Annotated in this window: 9 protein-coding genes; 4 read left to right on the top strand and 5 right to left on the bottom strand. The window is 65.3% G+C overall.

Annotation, left to right across the window (positions count from 1 at the left end; all coding sequences use genetic code 11):
- Positions 1–5: 5 nt before the first annotated feature.
- Positions 6–1,595 (bottom strand): murein biosynthesis integral membrane protein MurJ, encoded by a 1,590-nt coding sequence (gene murJ / locus EJ071_RS01465; protein ID WP_126096483.1) that lies wholly within the window; start codon positions 1,593–1,595, stop codon positions 6–8.
- A gap of 46 nt (positions 1,596–1,641) precedes the next feature.
- Entirely contained in the window at positions 1,642–4,446 is a 2,805-nt protein-coding gene (locus tag EJ071_RS01460) for a [protein-PII] uridylyltransferase (protein WP_126096482.1), read from the bottom strand.
- 178 nt (positions 4,447–4,624) lie between these two features.
- Between EJ071_RS01460 and EJ071_RS01455 the strand changes: the two genes are divergently transcribed.
- The 4 genes from EJ071_RS01455 (at position 4,625) to EJ071_RS01440 (ending at position 9,757) form a co-directional block, all read left to right on the top strand.
- Entirely contained in the window at positions 4,625–7,135 is a 2,511-nt protein-coding gene (locus EJ071_RS01455) for a heavy metal translocating P-type ATPase (RefSeq protein WP_126096481.1), read from the top strand.
- 42 nt (positions 7,136–7,177) lie between these two features.
- The gene (locus tag EJ071_RS01450; protein WP_126096480.1) at positions 7,178–7,567 is read left to right on the top strand and encodes a DUF305 domain-containing protein; all 390 of its coding nucleotides are present in this window, start codon (positions 7,178–7,180) and stop codon (positions 7,565–7,567) included.
- Positions 7,568–7,677: 110 nt separating this feature from the next.
- Positions 7,678–8,523: an aldo/keto reductase gene (locus EJ071_RS01445; protein WP_126102441.1), complete on the top strand. Its 846-nt coding sequence runs from the start codon at positions 7,678–7,680 to the stop codon at positions 8,521–8,523.
- 424 nt (positions 8,524–8,947) lie between these two features.
- Positions 8,948–9,757, top strand: coding sequence for an MBL fold metallo-hydrolase (locus tag EJ071_RS01440; protein WP_126096479.1), 810 nt, complete (start codon positions 8,948–8,950; stop codon positions 9,755–9,757).
- Between the two features lie 9 nt (positions 9,758–9,766).
- Here the strand turns inward: EJ071_RS01440 and EJ071_RS01435 are convergent, their stop codons facing one another.
- The 3 genes from EJ071_RS01435 to mutS all read right to left on the bottom strand — a co-directional run bounded on the left by EJ071_RS01435 (position 9,767) and on the right by mutS (position 13,624).
- Entirely contained in the window at positions 9,767–10,336 is a 570-nt protein-coding gene (locus EJ071_RS01435) for a TetR/AcrR family transcriptional regulator (RefSeq protein WP_126096478.1), read from the bottom strand.
- Positions 10,337–10,341: 5 nt separating this feature from the next.
- Entirely contained in the window at positions 10,342–10,806 is a 465-nt protein-coding gene (locus EJ071_RS01430) for a nuclear transport factor 2 family protein (RefSeq protein WP_126096477.1), read from the bottom strand.
- Positions 10,807–10,897: 91 nt separating this feature from the next.
- Entirely contained in the window at positions 10,898–13,624 is a 2,727-nt protein-coding gene (mutS, locus tag EJ071_RS01425) for a DNA mismatch repair protein MutS (protein WP_245460297.1), read from the bottom strand.
- Positions 13,625–13,727 lie beyond the last annotated feature (103 nt).

Genomic DNA, 13,727 nt, shown 5'->3' with positions numbered 1-13,727 from the left:
GCCCGTCATTCCGACGGCGGCGCCACCTTTGCCGAGCCCCGCCTGACATTTCTCCGGATCATGCCGAAATCGGCGCCGCCAGTGCCGAAGGCGGCGATGAAGTAGAGCGCAGCACCCCCGCCGACCAACGCAAGCACCGTCGTTGCCTTGACCACCAGCGGCGAGCCGGGTCCGAGTTTTGCGGCGAAATAGTGCTGGGCGAAGTAGAGCGCCGCGGCCATGATCACCGCCGACAGCACCAGTCGTGGAATGCGCTTCAGCAACGGCACGTCGCGGCCCCAGTGGCCGCGCCTTATCAGCATGCCGAGCAGCATCAGCGCGTTGACCCAGCCGGCGACGGCCGAAGCGACCGCGATGCCCGGCGCGCCCATCGACGGGAATAAGGTGAGCGCGGTGGCGACGTTCACGCCGACCGAGATGGCGGCGAAGATCATCGGCGTGCGCGTGTCCTCGCGTGCGAAATAGCCGGGCGTGAAGGCCTTGATCAGCACGAAGGCCGGCAGGCCGAGGCCGAAGATCGCCAGGATCGAGGCGACGATCGGCGTCGAGTGGTTGGCGGCGAAGGCGCCGCGCTCATAGACCAGCCGCACGATCGGTTCCGACATCACCCAGAGCGCGGCCGCCGCCGGCAAGGTCATGAACAGCGTGAACTCGACCGAGCGGTTCTGCAAATTGGCCGCCTCGATCAGGTTGCCCGATTTCAGCGCCCGCGACAGTTCCGGCAACAGCACGATCGCCACCGCAACGCCGACGACGCCGAGCGGCAGCTGGTAGATGCGGTCGGCATAGGCAAGCGACGACACGGCGCTGTTCTGCCCCGAGGCGATCGCGGTGCCGATCAGCTGGTTGATCTGGGTGATGCCGCCGGTGATCGCGGCCGGCAGCGCCAGGATCAAGAGCCGCTTGACGTTCGGCGTCATTTTCGGCCGGCGGAAGCCGATCGAGATACCGGCATGGCGCACCGCCACCCAGACGATGGCGAGCTGCACGATGCCCGCGACCAGCACGCCCCAGGAAAGCCCGAAGCCGACGTCATGCGCGTCCAACCCGTGATACCAGGCATAGGCGAGCACGCTGATCAGGATGATGTTGAGGAAGGCGGGCGCGATCGCCGCCGCGAAATAGCGGCGCAGCGAGTTCAGCATGCCCGCCATCATGGCGCCGAGCGACATGCAGATCAGATACGGGAACATGATCGTCGCAAGCCGGACCGTCGTCTCGAACTTGCCCGGAATGTCGGCGAAGCCCGGCGCCACCAGGTAGCGGACGATCAAAGGCATCGCCAGCTCCATGGCGATGGTCAGCGCCAGGAGCGCCGAGAACAGCACGCCGAACACTTCCTCGGAAAAGCGCTTGGCGCCGTCGGTGCCGTGCGTCTCGATCTCCTTGGCGAACAGCGGGACGAAGGCGGCGTTGAAGGCGCCTTCGGCGAACAGGCGGCGGAAGGTGTTGGGAAACTGGAAGGCGGCGTTGAAGGCGTCGGCGACCGGCCCGGTGCCGAGGGCCGCCGCCATCAGCATCTCGCGGCCGAAACCCAGCGCGCGGCTCATCAGCGTGCCGGAAGCGACGGTGGCGAATTTCTTGACAAGGCTCATGCGGTGGATGACTGCCTGCGCAATTGCGTCAAATGGATGGTGATGGTCACTCGGCGGCCGCCGCCTTGGCCTTGCCGTTGCGTTCGGGCGCGTTGCCTTCCAGTGTGTCGATCAGCCGTTTGTGGATGGTGGCCGTCCGCGTCGGGCTATCGATCTTCTGTCCGGTGAGGTCGGTGACATAGAAGGTGTCGATGACCTTCTCGCCGAAAGTGGTGATGTGCGCCGAGGCGATGTCGAGCGACAGGTCGGACAGCGCACCGGTGATCTCGGAAAGCAGGCCCGGCCGGTCCAGCCCCTCGATCTCGATCACGGAAAAGCGGTTCGACAGCGTGTTGCGGATCTCGGCGCGCGGCTGAATGCGGAAGGCCTTGGCGCCGCGCTTCGGCTTGGTCCGCTTCTCGATCATCTCGGGCAGCCAGCTCTTGCCGGACAGAACGTCTTCGATCAGCTTGCCGACGCGCTCGGCGCGGCGGCGCTCGTCCTCGTCGCGGTCGAATTCCCTGGAGATCAGGATGGAGTCCAGCGCGCGCCCGTCCGAGGTGGTGAAGATCTGCGCGTCGACGATGTTGCCGCCGGCCGCCGCGCACGCGCCGGCAATCACCGACAGCAGGCGCGGATGGTCCTGCGCCAGCACGGTGATTTCGGTCACCGCCTCGAATTCGTGCGTCTTGACCATGGTGGCGAGCTTCTTGCCGGCGGCATCCGCCTCGCGGATGAATTCGGCGTGGCGCAGCTGGTCGGGCAGGTCGACGGCGAGCAGATAGTTTTCGTAGTGCTGCGCGACGTAGCGCTTGCGCTCTTTCGCCGGCCAGGCGGAGAGCGCCTCGGCCAGCTGCTCGCGCGCCGCCGCTGTGCGCTCGGCGCGCGAAACCTCGGAGAAGCCGCCGGTCAAAAGCAGCTCGGTCTCGAAATAGAGCGTGCGCAGCAGCTGCCCCTTCCAGCCGTTCCAGACGCCCGGCCCGACGCCCCTGATGTCGCAGACGGTGAGGATCAAGAGCAGCTTCAGCCGCTCGACCGACTGCACGATCGAGGCAAAGTCCTCGATTGTCTTGCGGTCGTTGAGGTCGCGCGTCTGCGCCGTCATCGACATCGCGAGATGGTTCTCGACCAGCCAGGCGACGGTCTCGGTGTCGGCCGCCGACAGTCCCATATGCGGGCAGATGCGCCGCGCGATCCTGGCGCCGGCTTCCGAATGGTCCTCCGGCCGGCCCTTGGCGATGTCGTGCAGCAGCACCGCGACATAGAGCGCCTCGCGACTTTTCTTCAGCCCCGGCATCAACGAGTGCGACAGCGGATGCACTTTCGCGCCGTCGCCGCGCTCGATCTCGGCCAGCACGCCGATGCAGCGGATGAGATGCTCGTCGACCGTATAATGGTGGTACATCGAGAACTGCATCATGGCGACGATCTTGCCGAAGTCGGGGATCAGCTTGCCGAGCAGTCCCGCCTCGTTCATGCGCCTGAGGTTCAGCTCGGCATTGCGGTCCGAGGTCAGGATGTCGAGGAACAGCCGGTTGGCCTCTTCGTCGCGCCTCAGCGACTTGTTGACCAGGCCGAGCGAGCGGGTGAGCAGCTTCAGCGCATCAGGGTGGAACTCCAGCCCATGCTTGTCGGCGAACCAGAATAGCCTCAGCAGATTGACCGGGTCGCGCTCGAACACCATGTCGTCGGCGACGTTGATGCGGTGGTTGTCGACGATGAAGTCGGATGTGCCGGCAAGCTTGCGCTTGCGCCGCGAGAAGGTGAGGAAGATACGGTTGAAACCAGGCACATGCTTGGCCTGCTCCTCCTCGAGCGCGGCGCAGAAGATGCGGGTGAGGTCGCCGACATCCTTGGCGACCAGGAAGTAGTGCTTCATGAAGCGCTCGACGGCCGACAGGCCGGGATGCGTGGTGTAGCCCAGCCGCTCCGCGATCTCGCGCTGGATGTCGAAATGCAGCCGCTCTTCCGCCTTGCCGGTGAGGAAGTGCATGTGGCAGCGCACCGCCCACAGAAAATCCTCGGCCTTCTGGAACTCGCGGTATTCGCCCTCGGTGAAGACGCCCTTCTCGACCAGCTCCTCGCCGGTGCGGACGCGATAGAAGTATTTGGCGATCCAGAACAGCGTCTGCAGGTCGCGCAGGCCGCCCTTGCCGTCCTTGACATTGGGCTCGACCAGATAGCGGCTCTCGCCCGCCTTAGCATGGCGCTCGTCGCGCTCGGCGAGCTTGGCCTGCACATATTCCGGCCCCGTCGTGCGCACCACTTCGTGGTCGAAGCGGGTGAGCAACTCGTCATAGAGCTTGCGTTCGCCCCAAAGGAAGCGGGCCTCCAGGATCGAGGTGCGGATGGTGATGTCGGTGCGCGACAGCCTCAGGCATTCCTCGATGTTGCGGGTGGCGTGGCCGACCTTCAGCCCCATGTCCCACAGCATGTAGAGCATGTATTCGACGATCTGCTCGCCCCACGGCGTCTGCTTGTAGGGAAGCAGGAACAACAGGTCGATGTCGGAGCCCGGCGCCAGCGTGCCGCGGCCATAGCCGCCGACCGCGACGACCGCCATGCGCTCGGCCGCCGAGCGGTTCTTGACCCGGTAGACATGGGTCGCTGCGAAATCGTAGAGCGCCCGGATCAGCTCATCCATCAGATGCGACAGTCGCTCGGCGCAGGCATTGCCGCCGCCATCCTCCTTCAGCATCGCCTCCGCGATCTTTCGTCCTTCGCCAAGCCTGCCCTTGAGCAGCTGGAGGACGGCCGTGCGCGTGGCCTTGCCGGAGCCGTCGCCGGCGCTTGCCGCCGTCAGCGCCGTCATGTCGCGGCGCAAGGCGTCGGCGTCGATGATTTCGTCGAGTTTCAGGGAGATCTTTGCCATTCGGCGGCGTCTATAGCGTGTTTTCGCGGCGCTGTGTATGGGGCGGACGAACGCGCCTGAGAGGAGGACGATCTGCGGCCGCCCGGCCAATTTTCCAAAAATCGAAACCGGCCCTTGACCTTCCAGTTGCTGGAAGGACTACCTCCGCCTCAATTCGAGAATTCCGAGGCATTTGATCATGAGCCACTCCGACCATAACCATCATCATGCGCATGGCGCAGCCTGCTGTTCCGCAAAGAGTGCCGCGCCCGCAGCCGAAGCGGTGGTCCGCGATCCGGTCTGCGGCATGACGGTCGATCCGGCCACCGGCAAGCCGACCGCCGAGCATGGCGGCCGGACCTTTCATTTCTGCAGCGAGCGCTGCCGCACGAAGTTCCAGGCCGAGCCGGAGAAATATCTGACGGCCACCGACCCCGTCTGCGGCATGAATGTCGATCGCGCCAGCGCAAAGCATTTCATCCGCCACGAGGGTCATGGCTTCTATTTCTGCTCGAGCGGCTGCAAGGGCAAGTTCGAAGCCGAGCCTGCAAAATACATTGCCGGCCGGCCTGAGCCGCAGCCAATGCCGAAGGGCACGCAATACACCTGTCCGATGCATCCCGAGATCATCCGCGACAAGCCCGGCGCCTGCCCGATCTGCGGCATGGCGCTGGAGCCGATGGGCGTGCCGACCGGCGACGAGGGCCCGAACCCCGAACTGGTCGACTTCACCCGGCGATTCTGGGTGAGCGCGGTGCTCTCGCTGCCCCTCCTTGTCATCGCCATGGCGCCGATGCTGGGCGTGAGCTTCGAAAGCTTCATCGACGGCCGGACGAAAACATGGGCGGAGCTGGCGCTGGCAAGCCCAGTGGTGCTGTGGGCGGCGTTTCCGTTCTTCCATCGCGGCTGGGACTCGATCCTGAACCGCAGCCCCAATATGTGGACGCTGATCTCGCTTGGTGTCGGCGCCGCCTATCTCTACAGCGTGGTCGCCGCCCTGTTCCCAGACATCTTCCCGCATCAGTTCCGCGGCCACGACGGCGCCGTGCCGGTCTATTTCGAGGCGGCCGCGGTCATCGTCGCGCTGGTGTTCCTCGGCCAGGTGCTGGAACTCAGAGCCCGCGAACGCACAGGCTCAGCCATCCGCGCCTTGCTCGACCTTGCGCCGAAGACGGCGCGCCTGATCGGCGCCGACGGTTCCGAGAACGACGTTCCGCTCGACACAATCAAGACCGGAGACAAGCTCCGCATCCGCCCCGGCGACGCGGTCCCGGTCGACGGCATCGTGCTGGAAGGGCGCTCGTCGATCGACGAATCGATGATCACCGGTGAGCCGCTTCCGGTGGAAAAGGCGGAAGGCGATCCTCTTACCGGCGGCACGCTGAACAAGAACGGCTCGCTGATCATGCGCGCCGAGAAGGTCGGCGCCGAGACCACGCTCTCGCGCATCGTCGAAATGGTCGCCAAGGCACAGCGCTCGCGCGCCCCCATTCAAGGATTGGCCGACCAGGTGTCCTTCTATTTCGTCCCGGCGGTCGTGCTGGTGGCGATCATCGCCTTCATCGCCTGGGCGGTGTTCGGCCCCGAACCCAGCCTGATCTTCGCCATCGTCTCGGCGGTGTCGGTGCTGATCATCGCCTGCCCCTGCGCGCTGGGCCTCGCCACGCCGATGTCGATCATGACCGCGACCGGGCGCGGCGCGCATGCCGGCGTGCTGATCAAGGAAGCCGCGGCTTTGGAGCGCTTCGCTTCCGTCGATACGCTGATCGTCGACAAGACCGGCACCTTGACCGAGGGCAGGCCCAAGCTGACCGACGTCGTCGCGGCCGAGGGCATCGATGAGGATGGTCTGCTGTCGCTTGCCGCCACCCTCGAAAAAGGCTCGGAGCATCCGCTCGCCGAGGCGATCGTCGAGGGTGCCGCAGAACGCGGCGTCAAGCTTGCCGATGCCGCAGACTTCGAGGCGATCACCGGCAAGGGCGTTGCCGGCACGGTGTCCGGCAGGAAAGTCGCGCTCGGCAATGCGGCGATGATGGCCGACCTTGGCATCGACACCGCACACGTATCCACCAAGGCGGAGACGCTGCAGGCCGAAGGCAAGACGGCGATGTTTGTCGCCGTCGGCGGCAAGCTCGCCGGCTTCGTTGCCGTCGCCGACCCCGTCAAGGCAACCACGGCTGAAGCGATCAAGGCGCTGCACGACAAGGGCTTGAGGATCATCATGGCGACCGGCGACAACGAGCGCACGGCAAAAGCAATCGCCGGCAGGCTCGGCATCGACGAGGTCCGAGCCGGCCTGCTGCCGGATGAGAAGGGCGCGCTGGTCGAGGAGTTGCGCGCTCACGGCGCCGGCGTCGCCATGGCTGGCGACGGCGTCAATGACGCACCGGCGCTGGCTGGCGCCGATGTCGGCATCGCCATGGGCACCGGCGCCGATGTCGCGGTCGAAAGCGCCGGCATCACGCTGGTCAAGGGCGACCTCAACGGCATCGTCAGAGCCCGCACATTGGCCCAGGCGACGATCCGCAACATCCGCCAGAACCTGTTCTTCGCCTTCCTCTACAACGTGCTCGGCGTGCCGGTCGCTGCCGGCGTGCTCTATCCGCTCACCGGCACGCTGCTGTCGCCGATGATTGCGGCGGCGGCGATGAGCCTGTCGTCGGTCTCCGTCATCAGCAACGCCTTGCGGCTGAGGACGTTGAAACTTTGAGCGAAGTCCCCAGATACGGATCCAACCAAAAGGAGACCCTGAATGACCTTGGCCAAGAAGATCGTGCTGCTGTTGATGGCGGCTGGAATGCTGCTCGCGGTGTTCCTCGAAAGCGTTCCGGCGCAGGCCGAAGAGATGAAGCACGACATGTCGGGCATGGCGATGGGCGCGCAGGGCCCGTCGACGGATGGCTACAAGGCGGCGATGGACAAGATGCACGCAGACATGATGATCGAGTACACCGGCAACGCCGATGCCGACTTCGTCCGCGGCATGATCCCGCACCATCAGGGTGCCATCGACATGGCCAAGGTGGTGATCGCCAATGGTAAGGATCCGGAGATCCGCAAGCTCGCGGAAGGCGTCGTCAAGGCGCAGGAAGCCGAGATCAAGCAGATGCAGGACTGGCTTGCCAAGCATCCGGTGAAGTAATTGCTCCAGGCCGGCAATCCGGGCGAAGGCGAGGACTTCGGTCTGGATTTCTGGCGATGGCTGTGCTGCGATCCGGCTTCACGCGGAGCAGGCCCATGTCTTCCAAGCCCATGTCTTCTGAAATCAGAACCACCACTCTACCGTCCGGCGAGGCCGTCCCGGTGCTCGGTCAAGGCACGTGGAAGATGGGCGAGGATCGCCGGCGCCACGCTGACGAGGTCGCGGCATTGAGGCTTGGCCTGGACCTCGGCGTCACGCTGATCGACACGGCGGAGATGTATGCCGGCGGCGGTGCCGAAGAAGTGGTGGCGGAAGCCATCGCCGGGCGCCGCGAAGAGGTCTTTCTGGTCTCCAAGGTGCTGCCGACCAACGCCTCGCGCGCCGGCGTGAAGCGGGCCTGCGAAAACAGCCTGAAGAGGCTCGGTACCGACCGCATCGATCTCTACCTGCTGCATTGGCCGGGCAGCGTGCCTTTGGCCGAAACCGTCGAGGCCTTCGAGGCCTTGAAGACGGCCGGCAAGATCCGCCACTGGGGCGTCAGCAATTTCGACACCGACGAGATGCAGGAACTGGTCGGCCTGCCCTCCGGGCGCAACGTCCAGACCAACCAGGTGCTCTACAATCTCTCGCGGCGCGGCCCGGAATTCGACCTCGCGCCCTGGAGCCTGGAGCGCGGCATCCCGCTGATGGCCTATTCGCCGGTCGAGCAAGGCGTGCTGGCGCGCAACGCCAGGCTTGACGCCGCAGCTGCCCGCCACAAGGCCACGGCGGCACAGATCGCCCTTGCCTGGGTGATGGCGCAGAAAGGCGTCATCGCCATCCCGAAGGCCAGTCGGCAGGAGCATGTCCGCCAGAACGCCGCCGCGCTCGACATCAAGCTGACGGCGGAGGACTTCGCCGAGCTCGACCGCGCCTTCCCGCCGCCGACGCGAAAGCGCGGCCTGGAGATGATCTAGTTCCCCAGCACAGGGATTTTGGCCGGCCGGCTCTGTTTGCCTTGGTAGGTGGCATGCCTTGGAGATTGGCCGAAACGCCCACCCCGTCGTCATTCTAGGGCGGAGCGGGAAGCGAAGCTTACCGCGTAGACCCTAGAATCCATGCCGTGGCCTTGATCAAAGGCGCTGCGGAGCAGAATTCTGCACCGCAGCAACGCTTTGAGGTCACGGAATGGATTCTATGGTCTGCGCGCGTCGCTTCGCTCCTTGCTCCGCCATAGAATGACGACATTGGGCAGCTTCAACCAATCCCCGGCGTTTGCGCTGATTTCACGCAAATGAACGGAAAATCTTGCACCAAGACAAACGGCAACCCTTCAAAATCCTGTCGGGGAACTAGCCGAAAACCCCGATCCGGATTTTGCGACTGAACCGAGAGCAGGCATTGGAACGAATTTCAGCCGGACCTCATCACACGGCCTATAAAATCGGCGGCTTGACCGTCACGTCGCTGCGCGACGGCTATGTCGACATGCCTGTCCGGCGACTGCGCCAGCCGGGGGACAAGCCCTTCGGCGATGATCTCCCGCCGCAGGTACCGCTCTTCGACGGCGCGCTCAGATTGTCGGTCAATGCCTTTGCCATCGACGACGGTCATGAAATCACGCTGATCGACACAGGGTCCTCGAACGCCTGGCTCCCGACGATGGGCCTTCTTCCGCAGGCGCTGAGCGAGGCGCAGATCGCCGTCGATCGGATACGCAACGTTGCCTTCACCCACACCCATCTCGACCATATTCACGGGCTCATCCTTCCGGACGGTCGGGACGGTTTCCCGCAGCTCTCCCGCTTGCTTGTCCCTCGAGCTGAGCTCGACATGTTCCGGTCGGAAGCGAGGTTGAGCCGCTTCCATGATCGAGCACAGCCTTTGGACCCGGGACAGCGGCTGAGCGCGAATATCGAGACGATCGCCACGCCGGGCCATGAAATCGGCCATACCTGCTTTCGTGTCACGAGCCGCGGCGAAACATTGTTGGTCTGGGGCGACCTCATGCATGTGCCGTCGCTTCAGTTCGATCGGCCGGAGGTCGCATGGGAATTCGACGCCGACCAGGAGCAGGCGCGGGCAACCCGGTTGCGAATATTGGCCCTTGCCGCCGACAACGCCTATTTCGTTGCGGGAGCACATCTCGATTCACCGGGCGTCGGGCGGATTTCCCGAACCGAAACAGGTTTCCGCTTCGAACCCTTATAGGAACCGGGGCTATACCTTGGCCGGTAGCCCAAGCCGCATCCGCAGTCGCCGCAATGCCCTTGAAAATACATCGAGGTCATTGCGGGCCCGGGCAAGCGTGAGTGCACCCTGGATGGCGGCGACGGTTTCCTCGGCCAGCTCGCTGGCCTCGCCCGGTCGGTGCCCGGATCGCGCGAGCGCTTCGGCGAGACGCGCGACCCAGCGGCCGAAATAGTCCCTTATTTGGCCGGCGAAGAGGTCGCGCGATTCATCCAGCGCGAAGGCGCCGATGAGGCAAACCCGGCGCCCCGAGCGGAAGTAGCTGTCCGTCGCCTCGAACATGTGCTCGATCCCGGCCTGCGGATCGGTGCTGTCGCGCAGAGGCACAAAGACATTGTCCTCGAACCAGCCATCGATATGGGCAATGACGGCTCTCGCCATCTCTTCCTTGCCGCCGGGAAAGAAGTGGTAGAGGCTTCCCTTGCCGAGCCCCGCCGCCACGCCGATCAAGGACAGGCTGGCGCCTTCGTAGCCATGCTCGCGAAAAACCTCGGCGACGAGCACCAGCAGCTGGTCGCGATCCGGAGCGATGCGCCGCACCGGCCTTAGAGCCCGAGTTCCGAAAGGCCGGGATGGTCGTCCGGCCGGCGGCCGAGCGGCCAATGATATTTCCGCTCGCTTTCCGCGATCGGCAGGTCGTTGATGCTGGCGACGCGGCGGCGCATCAGCCCGGCGTCATCGAATTCCCAATTCTCGTTGCCGTAGGAACGGAACCAGTGGCCGCTGTCGTCGCGCCACTCATAGGCGAAGCGCACCGCGATGCGGTTTTCGTTCCAGGTCCACACCTCCTTGATCAGGCGATAGTCCAGCTCTCTCGCCCATTTGCGCTTGAGGAAATCGACGATCTCGCCGCGACCCGAGATGAATTCGGCCCGGTTCCGCCAGATGCTGTCCTCGGTATAGGCGAGCGAAACCCGTTCCGGATCGCGGCTGTTCCAGGCATCCTCGGCAAGGCGCGCTTTTTGCGCTGCCGTTTCAGCCGTGAAGGGCGGCAATGGCGGACGGCTCATGAGATCTCCTGTCGGTTTCGGTTATCGACAAGCGATATTGTACCGAACGGTACAATGAGTCAACAGCGAGACTGGCGGTCAAAGATTGAGGCTATTGCCTCGTCGCCAATCCCTTCAGCCGATAGAGTGCCTCCAGCGCCTCGCGCGGTGTCATCTCGTCGGGATTGATGCCGCCGAGCGCTTCGCCCAGCGCATCGTTCCTTGCCGGCTTCGGCGCCTCGCGCTTCACCGCCACCGAAAACAGCGGCAAATCGTCGACCAGCCGGTTGGCCTTGCCCGAGACCTCGCCTTCCTCGAGCTGGTGCAGCACTTGCCTAGCGCGGGCGACCACCGCTTCCGGCAGGCCGGCGAGCCGCGCCACCTGCACGCCGTAGGAGCGGTCGGCCGCGCCCTTGCCGACCTCGTGCAGGAAGACGACGTCGCCTTCCCATTCCTTGACCCGCATGGTGACGTTGGAGAGCCGGGTAAGCTTGCCGGCCAGCGCCGTCATTTCGTGGAAATGGGTGGCGAAGATCGCCCGGCAGCGGTTATTCTCATGCAGGTATTCGACCGCGGCCCAGGCGATCGACAGGCCGTCGAAGGTCGCGGTGCCGCGGCCGATCTCATCGAGAATGACCAGCGCCCGCTCGCCGGCCTGGTTGAGGATCGCCGCCGTCTCGACCATCTCGACCATGAAGGTCGAGCGGCCGCGCGCCAGATCGTCCGAGGCGCCGACGCGCGAGAACAGCCGGTCGACGACGCCGATATGGGCGCTTTGCGCCGGCACAAACGAGCCGGTCTGGGCGAGGATCGCGATCAGCGCGTTCTGCCTCAGGAACGTCGACTTGCCACCCATGTTGGGGCCGGTGAGCAGCCAGATGGCGCCGGCCTTCGCTCCGCCTTCGGGCGAAAGATCGCAGTCGTTGGCGACGAACGGGCCTTCGCCGGAACGCCTGAGCGCCTGCTCGACGACCGGATGCCGCCCGCCGGAAATCTCGAAGGCGAGGCTGGAATCGACCGTTGGCCGGCACCAGTTCTCGCTTTCGGAAAGCAGCGCCAATGCTGACGACACGTCCAACACGGCGAGCGCTTCGGCGCCGGCGCGGATGCTGTCGGCCGCGCCGACCACCTCCGCCGTCAGCCGATCGAACGCGGCAAGCTCGATGCTGAGCGCCCGGTCGGCGGCATTGGCGATCTTCGATTCCAGCTCCGCCAGCTCCGTCGTGGTGAAGCGCATCGCGTTGGCCATGGTCTGGCGATGGATGAAGCGCGCCTTGGCGGCATCGCTGCCGGTCATGATCGAGTGGTGGTTGGCGGTGACCTCGATATAATAGCCGAGCACATTGTTGTGCCGGATCTTCAGCGAGCGGATGCCGGTCTCCTCGATCAGCGAGCGCTCCAGCCCGGCAATCACTTTTCGCGACTCGTCGCGCAGCGCCCGCATCTCGTCGAGCTCGGCATGATAGCCGCTGCGCACGAAGCCGCCGTCGCGCTTGATGAGCGGCAGTTCATCGTCGAGCGCTTCGCTGAGATGGCGGGCAAGCGCCTCGGGCAAGGCCTTGATCGCGGCAAACGCCGCGGCGAGCTCGGCGGGCAGGGCCGTCGTCGCGAACAGCGCGGCGATCGCGCCCGTCGCCTCGAAGCCGGCGCGCAGCGCGCCGAGGTCGCGCGGGCCGCCGCGGTTGAGCGCCAGTCGCGACAGCGCCCGCGGCATGTCGGCGACGCTCTTGAGACTTGCCCGCAATCCTTGGCAAAGCCGCGTCTCGGCGCGGAAGAACGATACCGAATCCAGTCGTGCCGAAATCGCCGCCGGATCGGTCAGCGGCGCCATCAGCCGGTCGGCAAGCAGCCTTGCGCCGCCGCCGGTCACCGTGCGGTCGATCGCCTTGAACAGCGAGCCGTCGCGGCTGCCGGACAGCGTGCGCAGCAGTTCCAGATTGGCGCGCGTCGCCGGATCGATGAACAACGTCGAGCCGCTCTCCTCGCGCTCGGGCCGCGACAGCGGCGGCCGCTCGGCCTTCTGCGTCTTCTCGACATAGGCAATGGCGCCCGAGATCGCCGACAGTTCGGCGCGCGAGAAGGCGCCGAAACTATCGGGCGTCGCCACCTCGAAGAAGCGGGCGATGCGGCCGGTGGCCGACGCCGAATCGAACAGCGACGGCGGCTGCGGACTGGCGACCCGGCCAAGCACATCGAAGACCGGCCGCAATTCCGGGTCGTGGAACACCGGCTCGGCGACGATCAGCTCGCGCGGATCGACGCGGAAGATGTCGGCAAGCAGCCGTTCGGCCGTGGTTTCAGCGACGCGGAACGCGCCGGTCGAGATGTCGATCCAGGCCAGCGCGAAACTGCCCTGGCTTGCCGCATTGCCGCCCTTCACCCTGCCCAGCGCCATCAGGAAGCTCGATTCCGAGGGCGCGAGCAGCTTGTCCTCGGTGATGGTGCCGGGCGTGACCAGCCGCACCACGTCGCGCCGCACCACCGATTTCGAGCCGCGTTTCTTGGCTTCCGCCGGATCCTCGATCTGCTCGCACACGGCAACGCGAAAACCTTGCGCGATCAGCTTCTGCAGATAGTCGTCCGCCGCGTGCACCGGCACGCCGCACATCGGAATGTCGTGGCCCTGGTGCTTGCCGCGCCGGGTGAGCACGATGCCGAGCGCCTGGCTCGCCGTTTCGGCGTCGTCGAAGAACAGCTCGTAGAAATCGCCCATGCGGTAGAACAGAAGCGAATCCGGGTTAGCCGCCTTGATCTCGATATACTGCTCCATCATCGGCGTGACGCCGCCCATGGCTGGCGCCGGCGTCGTCGTTTCCTGGGCGTCGGGATCGGTCGGCATGTGCATGTTCATGCCGGAACGCTAGCAGATGTGACAGGAGGGTTTAATGCCGGGCGCTCGAAAAGCAGGGGACAGCGCGAGCCTTGCTGCCAGTTCGCTGCCA

The sequence above is a fragment of the Mesorhizobium sp. M1B.F.Ca.ET.045.04.1.1 genome, assembly GCF_003952465.1.
Lineage (GTDB): Bacteria > Pseudomonadota > Alphaproteobacteria > Rhizobiales > Rhizobiaceae > Mesorhizobium > Mesorhizobium shonense.
This window is presented reverse-complemented; position numbering and strand designations above follow the sequence as displayed.